Source organism: Rheinheimera sp. NSM (assembly GCF_052380015.1).
GTDB lineage: Bacteria > Pseudomonadota > Gammaproteobacteria > Enterobacterales > Alteromonadaceae > Alishewanella.
This window is the reverse complement of the sequence record NZ_JBQTCI010000001.1, coordinates 591,567-605,918: the sequence shown is the minus strand read 5'-3', so window position 1 is coordinate 605,918 and position 14,352 is coordinate 591,567. Positions and strand designations below refer to the sequence as shown.

13 protein-coding genes are annotated in these 14,352 nt (G+C 50.7%); 12 read left to right on the top strand and 1 reads right to left on the bottom strand.

Going from position 1 to position 14,352, the window contains the following annotated elements; all coding sequences use genetic code 11:
* The first annotated feature begins 43 nt into the window (after positions 1-43).
* From ACTZWV_RS02650 to ACTZWV_RS02595, 12 genes are all read left to right on the top strand, one after another.
* Positions 44-550 (top strand): glycine cleavage system protein R, encoded by a 507-nt coding sequence (locus ACTZWV_RS02650; protein WP_444785051.1) that lies wholly within the window; start codon positions 44-46, stop codon positions 548-550.
* 109 nt (positions 551-659) lie between these two features.
* The gene (ppk1, locus tag ACTZWV_RS02645) at positions 660-2,774 is read left to right on the top strand and encodes a polyphosphate kinase 1 (protein ID WP_444785050.1); all 2,115 of its coding nucleotides are present in this window, start codon (positions 660-662) and stop codon (positions 2,772-2,774) included.
* On the top strand, positions 2,774-4,312 hold the full coding sequence (locus ACTZWV_RS02640) for a Ppx/GppA phosphatase family protein (protein WP_444785049.1): 1,539 nt from the start codon (positions 2,774-2,776) through the stop codon (positions 4,310-4,312). Before ppk1 ends, ACTZWV_RS02640 begins: the two co-directional genes overlap by 1 nt.
* A gap of 244 nt (positions 4,313-4,556) precedes the next feature.
* Positions 4,557-6,035, top strand: coding sequence for a SulP family inorganic anion transporter (locus ACTZWV_RS02635; RefSeq protein WP_444785048.1), 1,479 nt, complete (start codon positions 4,557-4,559; stop codon positions 6,033-6,035).
* A gap of 138 nt (positions 6,036-6,173) precedes the next feature.
* Positions 6,174-6,461: a hypothetical protein gene (locus ACTZWV_RS02630; protein ID WP_444785047.1), complete on the top strand. Its 288-nt coding sequence runs from the start codon at positions 6,174-6,176 to the stop codon at positions 6,459-6,461.
* Positions 6,462-6,468: 7 nt separating this feature from the next.
* Positions 6,469-6,771, top strand: a complete 303-nt coding sequence (locus ACTZWV_RS02625; protein ID WP_444785046.1) for a HigA family addiction module antitoxin — start codon at positions 6,469-6,471, stop codon at positions 6,769-6,771.
* 110 nt (positions 6,772-6,881) lie between these two features.
* Complete coding sequence (locus ACTZWV_RS02620; RefSeq protein WP_444785045.1) at positions 6,882-7,697, top strand: class I SAM-dependent methyltransferase; 816 nt, start codon at positions 6,882-6,884, stop codon at positions 7,695-7,697.
* 234 nt (positions 7,698-7,931) lie between these two features.
* Positions 7,932-9,422 (top strand): alpha/beta hydrolase, encoded by a 1,491-nt coding sequence (locus ACTZWV_RS02615; protein WP_444785044.1) that lies wholly within the window; start codon positions 7,932-7,934, stop codon positions 9,420-9,422.
* A 3-nt stretch (positions 9,423-9,425) separates the two neighbouring features.
* Positions 9,426-10,160 carry an ABC transporter ATP-binding protein gene (locus ACTZWV_RS02610; RefSeq protein ID WP_444785043.1) on the top strand — a complete coding sequence of 245 codons (735 nt, stop codon included), beginning with the start codon at positions 9,426-9,428 and terminating at the stop codon, positions 10,158-10,160.
* Positions 10,157-11,293 (top strand): ABC transporter permease, encoded by a 1,137-nt coding sequence (locus ACTZWV_RS02605; RefSeq protein ID WP_444785042.1) that lies wholly within the window; start codon positions 10,157-10,159, stop codon positions 11,291-11,293. The genes ACTZWV_RS02610 and ACTZWV_RS02605 overlap by 4 nt, the downstream gene beginning before the upstream one ends.
* A 135-nt stretch (positions 11,294-11,428) precedes the next feature.
* A complete protein-coding gene (locus tag ACTZWV_RS02600; RefSeq protein WP_444785041.1) occupies positions 11,429-12,736 on the top strand; it encodes an amidohydrolase in 1,308 nt (435 codons plus the stop codon).
* A 10-nt stretch (positions 12,737-12,746) separates the two neighbouring features.
* Positions 12,747-13,325 carry a DNA-3-methyladenine glycosylase I gene (locus ACTZWV_RS02595; protein ID WP_444785040.1) on the top strand — a complete coding sequence of 193 codons (579 nt, stop codon included), beginning with the start codon at positions 12,747-12,749 and terminating at the stop codon, positions 13,323-13,325.
* Positions 13,326-13,393: 68 nt separating this feature from the next.
* Here ACTZWV_RS02595 and ACTZWV_RS02590 read toward each other — a convergent pair whose 3' ends face one another.
* Positions 13,394-13,909 carry a M23 family metallopeptidase gene (locus ACTZWV_RS02590; RefSeq protein WP_444785039.1) on the bottom strand — a complete coding sequence of 172 codons (516 nt, stop codon included), beginning with the start codon at positions 13,907-13,909 and terminating at the stop codon, positions 13,394-13,396.
* Between the last annotated feature and the right edge of the window lie 443 nt (positions 13,910-14,352).

Below are 14,352 nucleotides of genomic sequence, written 5' to 3'. Positions count from 1 at the left end.
GTCCGCTGTTACTTTTACTTCAGGTATGACAGGAATAAATTGAATGAAGCAGTTAGTACTTACATTAATAGGTAAAGATAAAGCTGGTTTAGTCGAGAAACTGGCCACTGTAGTCAGCGAGCATAACGGTAATTGGATGGCCAGCAACCTGAGCCATTTAGCCGGCTACTTTGCCGGTATTTTGCAGGTCGAAGTGGCCGAACAGGATTTACCGGCGCTGACCACGGCGCTGGAGCAAATTACCGATTTAGACATAAAAATTCAGCACGGTATTCCGGGTAATTTAAATGCGCAGCAACATCTGAAATTTGTGATTACCGGCAATGACCGGCCGGGCATAGTGCGTGAACTGTCTTCAGTGATAAAACACAAAGGCACCAATATAGTGCATTTTGAAAGCAGCAAACAAAGCGCGCCCAACTGGGGTGTACCGCTGTTTAATGCCATTGCTACTGTAGAATTACCGGCCAGTGTCAGCCGTGACGAAGTGGTTAAAGCACTGGAAGCTATTGCTACTGACATCGTAGTGGATGTAGAAACCGAACATTAAAGCAAAGTACGCTGCTGCCGGCAGCGTTTTGTTGCACCCGGCAGCGGCTTTCACCATTTTGTCATAAAAATGCCATAGAGTAAGCCCAGTCGTAGTCAGGAGCTGGACCATGCAACATACAGATACTACTCTGGAATTCCCTACCTACCCGCGCGAGTTAAGCTGGTTAGCCTTTAACGGCCGCGTGCTGCAGGAAGCCGCAGATGAGCGTAACCCGCCGATAGAGCGTTTACGTTTTCTCGGCATTTATTCCAATAATATGGATGAGTTTTTCCGCGTCCGCGTAGCGGATGTTAAGCGCCGGATTTTACTGAAGAAATACCAGTCTGATGAGCAGGAAGATGCCGAAGACCTGCTGCAGGAAATTCAGCAACAGGTGCTGCAACTGGGCGCCCGCTTTAACGCCATTTACCTGGATATTCAGTTAGAGCTGCGTAAACACAATATTGAGCTGATCGACAATTTTAAGCTTGGCGAACTGCAGTCCGGCTGGGTAAAAAGTTACTTTCGCAATGAGGTGATCAAACACATATCACCGATGATTTTATCCGGCGAAGAAGTCAGCCTGCCCAAAGCACTGGAAGATAACACCACCTACCTGATGGTTGAAATGACCGGCAGCGGCAAACCGCAATATGCCATAGTGCAGGTGCCCACTAATGAGTTATCGCGCTTTATTGAACTGCCGCTGCACTTAAACACCCGTAAGAAAAACGGCCACTATCGCCGGCAAATATTGCTGCTGGACGATGTTATCGTGCACTGCGTTGCCGACTTATTTGCCGGCTTCTTTGAATTTGATCATATTCAGGCTTATTCGCTGAAACTGACCCGCGATGCTGAGTACAATATCAGTGATACGCTGGACCAAAGCCTGATTGATAAAATGTCAAAAGGCATTCGCCAGCGTTTAAAATCGGAACCGGTGCGGCTGGTATACGACGCCGCTATGCCGGAGCAAATGCTCAAAGTGCTGAGCAAACAGCTGGGTACCAGCTCGGTAGACTCGCTGATCCCGGGCAGCCGCTACCGCAACTTTAAAGACTTTATCGGCTTTCCCAATATCGGCCACCAAAGCCTGGAGTTTCCGGCCATGCCGCCGCTGCAAAGCCCCGACTTTGAACAACATACCACCAGCTTTGATGCCATTCGCGCCGGCGATATTCTGCTGTACTACCCGTACCATAACTTTGGTTATTTTACCGAATGGGTGCGCCAGGCGTCGTTCGACCCCAAAGTAACCCACATTAAAATGACCATGTACCGTGTGGCCAAGCATTCCCGGGTGATCCACTCCTTACTGGATGCGGTGCGCAACGGCAAAAAAGTCACGGTAGTGGTAGAGCTCAAAGCGCGCTTTGATGAAGAAAACAACATCAATTGGGCGCGTAAAATGACTGAAGCAGGTATTCAGGTAGTGTTTGGCTTAACTACGCTGAAAATTCACTCTAAGTTGTGCCTGATAAGCCGGATGGAAAAAGGCAAACCTGTGCACTACGGCCATATAGGTACCGGTAACTTTAACGAGAAAACCGCACGTATTTATACCGATATGAGCCTGTTTACCTGCCATCAGGAAATTACCGCTGAAATTGACCAGGTGTTTGAGTTTATTGAATACAGCTACCGGCCGTATCAATTTAACCACCTGATTGTTTCCCCCACCTGGAGCCGGCCGCGTTTAATAGCCTTGATCCAGCGCGAGATGGACTTTGCTATCAGTGGCCGCAAAGCTGAAATTTTCCTGAAAATTAATAACCTGGTAGACCAGCAAATTGTTAACCTGCTGTACCGCGCCAGCCAGGCCGGGGTGAAAATCCGTATTATTGTCCGCGGCATGTGTTCGCTGGTGCCGGGCTTGCCCGGTAAGAGTCAGAATATTAAGGTGATTTCGGTACTGGACCGGTTTTTAGAGCACGCCAGGGTGTATGTATTCCATAACGGTGGTGAGACCGATTTATACCTGTCGTCGGCCGACTGGATGACACGCAATATCGACCAACGGGTTGAAGTAGGTGTGCCTATTTATGATGTGCGCTTAAAGCAGCAAATATTAGATACGCTGGATATTCAGTGGCGGGACAATGTAAAGGCACGTATTATTGATGCCAGACAAAGCAACGCCTATGTAAAACGCGGCAATAAACGCAGCATCCGCTCACAACAGCAGATCTACGACTATTTTGCCCGTCAGCAGGGGCTGCACAACGACGCCGAGACTTAATGAACGATACTTTGCCCCTACCAGAGCGCCCGGACAACCAAGCCTATATGGCAGCGGTTGACCTGGGCTCTAACTCCTTTCACATGGTGATAGCCCGTGTTGTAGACGGCGATATTCAACTGCTGCACCGTGAAAAACAAAAAGTGCAGCTGGCCGAAGGCTTAAACGAACAACTGGTGTTAAGTGAAGAAGCCATAGAACGTGGCCTTAGCGTACTGGCACAATTTGCCGATACCCTCACCCCCTTTGCGCCGCAATCGGTACGGGTTATTGCTACTTATACGCTGCGCCGTGCGCGTAATTCGGCTACCTTTTTACGCCGCGCCAAGGCAGTGTTTCCGTTTCCGATAGAAGTGATCTCCGGCCAGGAAGAAGCGCGTTTTATTTATCAGGGTGTGGCGCATTTCGAGCATTTTTCCGGCCGCCGGCTGGTGATTGATATCGGCGGAGGCAGCACCGAATTCGCCATTGGCGAAGGCTTGCAGCCGCTGCGGTTAAGCAGCCGCAATATGGGTTGTGTCAGCTATGCGTTGCAGCACTTTGGCCAGGGCCGCATTAGTGACAAACGTTTCAACCGCGCTATTTTGCAGGCTGAGCAAGAGCTGGAGCCTATCGTCAGCAGCTTTAAAACTGCCGGTTGGCAACAAGCAGTAGGCACCTCCGGCACAGTAAAAACCATCCGCGATATTATTATCGGTATGGGCCTGAGCAACAATGCACTGGAGCTGGAACACCTGCTGGCGTTAAAACAGCATTTAATTGAACAAGAGAACAGCTATCAGCTGGATTTACCCGGTTTAACCGATGATCGCAAACTGCTGATTTGCTCCGGGCTGGCGATCTTAATTGCCGCTTTTCAACTACTGCAAATAGAACAACTTATTTATATTGATGCAGCGCTGCGTGAAGGTGTGCTGTATGAAATGAGCGACCGGCTGCAGCATTTGGATATCCGCGAACACAGCGTTGCCAGTATACAACGCCGCTATGATGTCGATATGGCACAAGCCGCCCGGGTCAGTGATACCGCGCTACAACTGTTTAGCCAGGTGCGCACTAAATGGCAGCTTACCGACGAAGACGCCATGCTGCTGGGCTGGGCCGCAACGCTATACGAGGTAGGCCTGCACATTAACTCGTCCGGAGTACAAAAACACTCGGCGTATATTCTACAAAATGCCAACTTACCGGGTTTTAACCAGGAACAACAACAGCTTATCGCCACCCTGGTGCGCTTTCACCGGCGCAAGATCCGGCTGGAAGAAATGCCGGCTTTTAACCTGTATCAGCTATCGCAGGTAGTACATCTGCTGGTACTGCTGCGCCTGGCGGTGCTGTTAAACCAAAAGCGCCGCGATGATTTCCTGCCGCAACTCAGTGTCATTGCCGATATGCAGGCATTGCAGCTGAATTTAGCCGCCGACTGGCTGGCACGGCAAAGCCTGTTGGCTGCCGACTTGTTGTTAGAGCAAAAAGCGCTGAAGAAAATTGCTTTTGTGCTCGACTGCCCGGGTTTAGCCGATGCCGTGCCGGGTTAAGCAGCCGGCATTAGCGTGACGGGCTACAAAAGCAGCGCTTTTTAGCGTAAACTCCGCGCTTCGTTTTTTTGACACATCATATTTCAGTGAGGATGGGCCGGTGTAATCAATCAGACAACACTTTAATCAATTGCCGGTAAAGTTGACTGTTGGCAACACCTTGCAACTATGGGCGCAACTTTAAGTGCAATTTATGCTGTGTTGTCCCGGTTATAACCGTTTTATTTAACTCATTGGATATTGTATGTTGAAATCAATTCAGCAGAACTGGTTCTCTAATATCAGAGGCGATGTTCTGGCGGCCTTAGTTGTGGCCTTAGCGCTGATCCCTGAAGCTATCGCTTTCTCTATTCTTGCAGAAGTTGACCCTAAGGTTGGCTTATATGCCTCTTTTTGTATTGCGGTGATTACCGCTTTTACCGGTGGCCGTCCGGCAATGATCTCGGCAGCCACCGGCGCTATGGCACTGTTGATGGTGACACTGGTACGCGAGCACGGGCTGGAATATCTGCTTGCTGCTACCTTGCTCACCGGTGTACTGCAGATTATTTTTGGCCTGTTTAAGCTGGGCGAATTAATGCGTTTTGTGTCGCGTTCGGTGGTAACCGGCTTTGTTAATGCGCTGGCAATTCTGATATTTATTGCGCAACTACCCGAGTTGACTGAGCACGGTTCCCTGCATGTTTATGCCATGACACTGCTGGGCCTGGCCATTATTTATCTGTTCCCTTATGTTACTAAAACCATCCCCTCGCCGCTGGTATGTATAGTGGTACTGACCGGGCTGGCGTTCTATTTTGGCTTTGATATCCGCACTGTGGCCGACATGGGCGAACTGCCGGACAGCCTGCCGGTTTTCTTATGGCCGGATGTACCGCTGAATTTCCAAACGCTGCAAATCATCTTCCCTTACGCCTTAGCGCTGGCGGTAGTGGGTATTTTGGAGTCATTGATGACGGCAACTATTGTTGATGATCTAACCGATACCGGCAGTGATAAAAACCGTGAATGTGTCGGCCAGGGCGTAGCCAATATTGGCTCGGGCTTAATTGGCGGTATGGCCGGTTGTGCCATGATTGGTCAATCCATTATTAACGTAAAATCCGGTGGCCGCACACGGTTATCTACCTTGCTGGCAGGTATTATTTTGTTGATTATGGTGGTGTTTCTGGATGAATGGGTTGGCATGATCCCGATGGCTGCGCTGGTAGCTATTATGATTATGGTGTCTATTGGTACCTTTAGTTGGAGCTCTGTTAAAGATTTGCGCAAAAACCCGACAAGTTCCAGCGTAGTAATGATAGCCACAGTGCTGGTAACCGTATTTACCCATAACCTGGCTTACGGCGTATTAGTGGGTGTGTTGTTAAGTGCGCTGTTCTTTGCCAATAAAGTCGGCCAGATTATGTATATCGGCTCTACCTTGTCTGAAGATGGCCATCAGCGTATTTACCAGGTTATAGGCCAGGTGTTTTTCAGCTCCGGCGAGCAGTTTGTTGCCGCCTTTGATTTTAAAGAAGCAGTAGAAAAAGTACGTATCGACTTAAGCAAAGCGCACTTTTGGGATATTACCGCCATCAGTTCGCTGGATAAGGTAGTGATTAAATTCCGCCGCGAAGGTACCGAAGTAGAACTGCTTGGCCTGAATGAAGCCAGCGCTACCCTGGTGGATAAATTTGCTATCCACAACCGCCCCGATGTCGAGAAGTTAATGGGACATTAAGGTTATCAAGCCCGGCACTCGCCGGGCTTTTTGTTTATCCGCCAGAAAATTGAGCTCTCGCGCGTTGAGGTTGTGCATTTTTTATACTACACTTCAACCGTTACGCGAAAGGTAACACCCTTATGCTAAGGATGGCGCTTGATACAAAGTTTTAAATCGACGGTATTGCAACAATTATGGCAAAGCGGCGACATAACTCTGTTGCCCAATACCTATGTTTATAAGGTTGTTGAAATAATGGATGACTTAGATGATGCCGCTTCAGTAAAGGATTTAGAACTACTTGGCGGTTTTGAAATTAGTCAGTATACGCCTGGCTATTGGGCGGTTACCGTAACAGTGAATAATGTTGAACCTATTGGTTCAGTGACCTGCCTGTTTAGTAAAGGCAATGTGTATGATGTTGATTTAAATGAGTTTGAGTGAGGCTGATATGGCAGAATTAATACGCAGCACCAGATTAGCCGTGCAACACCCCGGGCAGGTATTGCTGCAACGTTGCCTGCAACCACATAACCTTAGTATTGCAGAAGCAGCGGCCAAGCTGCATATCAGTCGTAAGCAGTTATCACTGTTTGTTAACGGCCACAGCTCCGTATCAGTTTTACTGGCGAAAAAACTGGAACTGGGCACCGGCATCAGTGCGCAGTTCTGGCTAAGCCGTCAGCAAAAATATGATCTGCATAAAGCTGCCACGCTTAATGTGGTAGCTGAGCCGCTGTACCAATATGGCTAATCAATACAAACGTCAGCGGATTAACCCGTTAAATCACTTTTGAAAACAGACTTTTAGGGTTACCTTTTAACCACTTCCCGAATAAATACGCACCATTACAGGATCTGCTGATGCTCACTAAACTCTTGAATGTAAGTTTGTTATTACTGGCAAGCAGCGCCAGCTGTATTGCCCACGCGGATATTAGCCGGGCGTTGCAACATGAAGCCCGCACCGACGCCAATAAACTGCGCGATACTGCACGCAAGCCTGAGCAAACGCTGACCTTTTTTGAGGTTACACCGCAAAGTACTGTGGTGGAAATATGGCCGGGTTCTGGCTGGTATACCGAAGTATTGGCACCGCTGTTGGCGGAGCAAGGCAAGCTGTATGCCGCGCATTTCTCTGATAAGTTCAGCTTATTGCCCGCTGACTATATGCAAAAAGGCCGCGCAGACTATAACAACAAACTGGCATCACACCCGGTGTACAAAAATGTCACCGTAACTGAGTTTGCCCCACTGGCCGGTATTGCTATCGCGCCTTCCGGCAGCGCTGATGTAGTGCTGTCTATCCGTAATCAGTTTTATATCTTTGATGGCGAGACCTCGTTAAAACACGCCCTGGCCAACTTTTATCGGGCACTAAAACCGGGTGGTGTATTGGGCGTAGTGGCACCACGCCTGCCGGATCATATGCTGGACACTGACTGGAAAGAATCAGGCTATGTGCCGGAACAGTTATGGTTAGACCAGGCCAAAGCAGCCGGCTTTAGCTTTGAAGCACGCAACGATATGCTGCTTAACCCGAAAGATAGCGCCGATCACCCGGCAGGAGTGTGGTCAATGCCACCCACTTTAGCCGGCGATGAAACCGAAAAGGCTAAACACCTGGCCATTGGCGAGGTTAATCAGATGGTGCTGAAGTTTAGAAAACCGCGCAGTTAGACAACGGCTACTGTCGCTGCGCGCTCCCTGAGTCTGTTTTTGTGGTCAAAGTGTTACAAAAATAAAAAAATTAAATAATGTAACAGTGCTCCTTCCCTGCCCGACTTAATCATCAAACAGCTTAACAAGCTTGTTCTGTTGATTATCAATACCTTGAGGAGCACCCGTTTGAACACACTAAAATTAAAATACCTATGCGCTGCCTGGCCGCTTGTTGCGGCAACGGCGTTACTGATGCCGGCAGCAGTGAGTGCGCAGCAGGCAAAAACGCCACCACAGGCTGCACCTGAACTGACACCTTGTTATGCCAAAAATTTAACTGACCGTATGCTGTGCGGCAGTATTCGCCGGCCACTGCACGCTGCGGCGCCATCTCAGGATGCCGGCATCGATATTCATTTTGCCGTGTTGCCCGCAATTAACCCGTTACACCCACAAGAGGCGGTACTGGGCTTTGCCGGCGGGCCTGGTCAAGCCGCGTTTGATGCGGCGGCAACCTTCGCCCATGCCCTGCGCTACGCCCGGGAAAGCCGCGACATCCTGCTGGTCGATCAACGCGGTACCGGCAAGTCCGGTCTACTGCAATGTGATGGCCTGAACTTAACCAGCCAGTTTGCGCTGGATGAAAACAGCCTGGATATGGCCGAAATGACGCGCAGGGAAACAGAGCTGTGTCTGGACAAATTACAGGTTGATCTTAGCCATTACACTACAGTAGCCGCCGCGGCTGATTTTGAAGCGGTACGTCTGGCACTGGGTTATCAAAAGCTGCATTTGTATGGTGGCTCGTACGGCACGCGGATGGCGCAGGAGTATATGCGCCAGTATCCGGATGCTGTGCTCACTGCCACTCTGGATGGTGTAGTGCCGTTTAACCAAAGCTTCGGCGCTATGGGTGCCGCCTCTGATGCGTCGTTGGAAGCCGTCTACGCTTATTGTGATGCGTCACCGGAATGCCGCCAGCAATTTCCTACTGCCCGGGCGCAACTGCAGCAGCTGCAACAAACGCTGACTGAACGCACCATTAGCAGCAAGGTTCGCCACCCACGCACTTTTGAGCTGATTGAACTGAAACTCACCCGGGCCAAACTACAACAAGCGCTGCGCTTTGCGCTCTACAGTAATCGTTATCGTGCTCTGATCCCTATGGTGGTAGAGCAAGCTACACAAGGCGATTATAGCGCCCTCGTCGGCTTAATGCTGGCACAGGATTTTGCTGCAGATTTATCCATCGGGGTTAACTTTGCCGTGGTCTGTGCTGAAGACCAGCCATTTTGGACCGAAAAGAGCCGTGCTGAATTTGCGCAAAGCTATTTAGGCCACAGCTGGCTGGAAGGCGCTGAGGCCAGCTGTAATGTGTGGCAGGTTAAGCCGGTCGCTGCCGATTACACGGCGCCACTGCAAACCGACACGCCGGTGCTGTTATTGTCCGGTGGCTTAGATCCGGTCACCCCGCCTGGTTGGGCTGAACTGGCGATGGCGCGGATGGGCAATGCCCGCCATCTGATTGCACCGCATGCGACCCACATTGTCGCTTCGCAAACTTGCGCGCCAAAACTGATTAGCCAGTTTATTAACCTGCAGTCTGCCAGCGCACTGGATGACAGCTGCTTGCAACAAGAGCTGCGTAAAGCCTTTTTAACCAATGCCAATGGCGCCGTTATGCCAACTGCAACTGCTCTGGCAGCAAGCCCAACCTCCACTACTATCAGCGCTCAGGAATAAACCATGATTAAAGTAACCGATTTGCATAAAAAAATAGGCCGGGTGCAGGCATTAAACGGCCTGAGTTTTCAGGCAGAAAATGGCACTATCACCGGCTTATTAGGCCCCAACGGTGCCGGAAAAACCACCTGTTTACGTACCCTGTTTGGCTTACTGAAAGCAGACAGCGGCGGCGCCGAGATAGACGGCCTGAACGTGGCAACCCAAAGCACACAAGCAAAACAACAACTGGGGCTGTTTCCTGATCCTTTTGGACTATATGAGCGGTTAACCCCGCGCGAGTATGTGCAGTTTTTTGCACAGCTCAATGGCATGAGCACACAAGATGCCAAACTCGCCACCGCCGAAACTCTCAGTTTGTTAAAAATGCAGGATATCGCCGATAGGCGCTGTCAGGGGTTTTCACAGGGCCAACGCATGAAAACCGCGCTAGCCCAGGCCATCGTGCATAAGCCCACCAATATTGTTTTGGACGAGCCAACCCGCGGTTTAGATGTAATGAGCACCCGGCTGCTGCGCGATTTACTGCTGATGTTAAAACAGCAAGGCCATTGTGTGCTGTTTTCCAGCCATGTCATGCAAGAAGTGGCCGCGCTGTGTGATCAGGTGGTGGTTATGGCTGAAGGCCGGGTGGTGGCGCAGGGCTCACCGGCCGAACTCTGTCTACGTACCGGCAAAACCAGCCTGGAAGATGCATTTATTAGCCTGATTGGCACTGATGAAGGAATTGCAGCATGATGAACTTATTTCGTACTTTGTTTCGTAAAGAACTGCTCGATGCCAGCCGTGATAAACGCTCGGTCATGGCCGGACTGTATTATGCTGTTGGCACACCGCTACTGATGTGCCTGCTGTTTTCAGTGCTGCTAAGGCAGCTTAGCTCCAGCGATGAGTTACTGATCAGCATCGACAACGCTGACGCCGCGCCGGCGCTGGTGCAATATCTGGCCAACAACGATATCCGCCATGGCGAAGGGGCTGAGGTCAAAGCTATTCGGTTAGTAGTCAGCACTGATTTTCAGCAGCAGATGCAGCAAGGCCGGCCGGCGACAGTCATTATAGATGCCGATCGTGCCGACGACCAGCTGCAAACGGCTATCCGACGCTTAGAGCGCGAGCTTGGCCGTTACAACAGTGACATTGCCACTTTACGCCTGATGGCGCGCGGTATAGATCCACAGTTAATGCAGCCGGTGGATGTGCAGGTACAGGATCAGGCTACGCCAGACTCCCGCGGCGGCACCTTTTTAGCCTTTGCCACTCTGAGCATTATTTTAACGCTGTTCTACGCCGCGATGAACCTGGCCATAGACACCAGTGCCGGCGAGCGTGAGCGTAACTCGCTAACACTGTTACTTAGCCAGCCACTAAGCAGCCTGCAGCTGGTATTGGCTAAAATTGCCGCCATCGCTTGTTTTTCCATGCTGGGCTTGCTGGTTATTCTGCTGGTGTCCAAGTTTGCCTATGGCATGGTGCCCTGGCAGCAACTGGGCTTTAACATCAGCTTAAATGCCGACTTTATGCTGTTCACACTACTGCTTGGCTTGCCGCTGGCGCTGCTGTCAGCCAGTTTACAAGTGATGGTGTCTTTCGTTGCCAAGTCGTTTAAAGAAGCACAAACCTACGTGACTATGGTGCTGCTGGTACCGGCGGGCCTGAGCATGGTGACAGCTTATAACATAGCGCCGGATTACCTGCAGTGGCTGCCGATAGCCGCACAACAACAAGCGATGATCGCCTATCTAAAAGGCAGCGCCATCGCTATGCCGCAACTGTTGGTATCCGGCCTGCTGACATTGGCCATCTTTGCCGCCTGCAGTTACGCCAGCAGCCGGTTGTTAAAAAGCGAAAAAGTGGTGTTTGGTTTATAACCCTGAGCCCGGCTTAACACCGTGGCTGGTTAACTGATGGCTTAAGCTGTTCCGGAACTGATTTAGCGTCGCCCCTTGGCTTTTTGCTGTGGGGCGCTTAAGGTAGTAACACTATATAAAAATTATGGAGTTACTATGCGCTGGTCAGTATTAAGTTTGGCTCTATTACCGCTGTTACACACGCCGAACGCCGTGGCAGAACAACGGCCACAGCTAAGCAGGCAAATAGAGCAGGTAATGCCAAAGGTGATTAGCTGGCGCCGTGACATTCACCAGCATCCGGAACTGTCGAACCGCGAAGTGCGAACTGCCGCTAAAGTGGCAGCGCATTTAGAAAAACTCGGCCTGGAAGTACGCACCGGCATTGCTCATACCGGTGTAGTGGGCATTTTAAAGGGCGGTAAAGAAGGCCCGGTAGTGGCGTTACGTGCCGATATGGACGCACTGCCGGTGACAGAGCAAACCGGCTTGCCGTTTGCTTCTAAGGTGATAAGCGAGTTTAACGGCCAGCAAACCGGTGTAATGCACGCTTGTGGCCACGATGCCCACGTAGCTATGTTGATGGGCGCCGCCGAAGTACTGAGCAAACAACGGGCGGATATTGCCGGCACTATTATGTTTGTGTTTCAACCGGCAGAAGAAGGTCCGCCGGCCGGTGAAGAAGGCGGCGCCAAAATGATGCTGGCCGAGGGGTTATTTGCTAACCCTACCCCGTCTGCCATTTTTGGCCTGCATGTTTGGCCTGGCGAGCCCGGCCAGTTACAGGTAAAAACCGAAGGCATAATGGCCGCGGCCGACAGTTTCCAAATTACCGTTAAAGGCAAGCAAGTGCATGGCTCCAGCCCATGGCGTGGCATAGATCCGATAAACGTTACCGGCCAGCTGATCAGCGCCATTAACCTGATACCGGCGCGGCAAATTGATGTCACCAAAGCACCGGCTGTAGTGTCGTTTGGCCAGGTACATGGCGGTATTCGTTGGAATATTATTCCCGATGACGTAAAACTGGAAGGTACCATTCGAACCTTTGACAGCGAGATGCGCGAAGATTTAATCGCCCGCATGGCGCACACCAGCGAGCATATTGCCAAAGCCAGCGGCGCTGAGGCCGACTTTCATGTACACAACTTTGCAGCCGTTACCTGGAATGACCCGGCTTTAACCAACTGGGCAATGCCAAGCCTTAAGTGGGCAGCGGGTAGCAAAGGCATGGCATCGATTAAACCCATTACCGGCGCCGAAGATTTTTCGTTCTATCAGCAGCAAATTCCGGGCGTGTTTTTCTTTTTAGGCATCTCGCCCGATGGCAAACCGCTTAGCGAAGTCCCGCCGAACCATTCGCCGATGTTTGATGTTAACGAAGATGCCCTGGTAAACGGTGTGCGGGCCTTAACCGGGCTGGCGCTGGATTATCTGGCGCAACCACCCAAGCTGGAACAATAAGGAGCTGACAATGAACACACCGTGCCGCTGCGGTTGGGTAGATTTAAGCAAACCGGATTATGTTGCCTACCACGATACTGAGTGGGGCGTGCCGGTATATGACGATAACAAGCTGTTTGAGTTTTTAACGCTGGAAGCGGCCCAAGCGGGGCTTAGCTGGTACACAGTGCTGAAAAAGCGCGATAACTACCGCGCTGCCTTTGCTAACTTTGACCCGGTTAAAGTCGCCGCTTTTGATGAGGCCAAAGCGGCAGAGCTGCTGCAAAACCCCGGCATTATCCGCAACCGCTTAAAAGTGGCAGCTGCCATTAATAACGCCGCCCGCTTTCTTGAAGTGCAAGCTGAATTTGGTAGCTTCAGCAACTATCAATGGCAGTTTGTCGGGGGTAAGCCGCAGCAAAACCACATTGCCAGCCCAAGCGATTACCGCGCCACCAGCCCGGAGTCGGACGCCATGAGTAAAGACTTAAAAAAACGCGGCTTTAAGTTTGTCGGCTCTACCATTATTTACGCTCATATGCAGGCCTGTGGCATGGTAAATGACCATCATGTCGATTGCTTCCGGCAACAGGCCGTCGCAGCCCTGTAGCTGAGTGCGAACCAGTGCTGCTCCGTTTTACAGTTATAAATAGGCACTAATGCCAACACGGCTGGCAGCTATTCGCCAGCCAGATAACTACCGGGGTCAATATAAAACATTTTTTTATAGCCCTGGCTGCTGCTATCTATCGCCCACGGTGCGGGAATAAGCCGTACTATGGAATAGTGCAAATGAGGCGGTTTGCCTTTGGCATTGCCGCTGTCGCCTACTGAACCAATAACCTCACCCGACCTTACCGCAGTAAAACTGCTGACATCGATGTTGTTGAGATGAGAAAAATAATGCAGCCGCCATTTCGGCCCCAGCACCAACACTACCTTACCGCCTTTGGCAATTTCGCCCTGATATAACACTATACCAGCTGTGGTACTGGTTACAGCAACACCCTTGTTAGCAAAAATATCAATGCCCTTGTGTACACCGGAGCTGCCCCAGGGTTCATACCAGAAAGAGTCCGGGTGCCAGTCGCGCTGTGCGGCGCCGCTAACCGGTATATTAATGCGCTCCGGCACTACAAAACCTGCTACCAGCACAGCCGGGAGCAACAACAGCAGATACTTTTTTATTTTCATAGTACCAGGATATACCTGAGTCAAGGTTAACTGCCAATTAACCACAGCTGCGTTTGCGACATGCCGCTAGCCATGAAAGTTTTACGTTATGTGCCGGTAAGATATTCCGCATCTGCTAACTGGTACTTCCTGTTTGCTACATTACTGTTTGCCATTTAGCTGCCTGTTTGCCTGATTAAACTGCATTATTTATTAACCAGGCCGTAAAGGCACAGAATCTGCAACTGCCGGGGTATCGTTCGTTCTTCCTGACTTTATATCTACAAACCCGGAGGTATTAAATGCCCGCTAATAATCAGTTCACTATGCAAGACCCGCGCAAGCAGTATCCGATAGACAGCACTCCCTATGATGAGTCCCAGCCAGATCCCGGGCTCGATGCGATATTGTCGCCAAAGGCTGACCACGGTGAAAACACCTACCACAGCAGTGGCAGATTAACA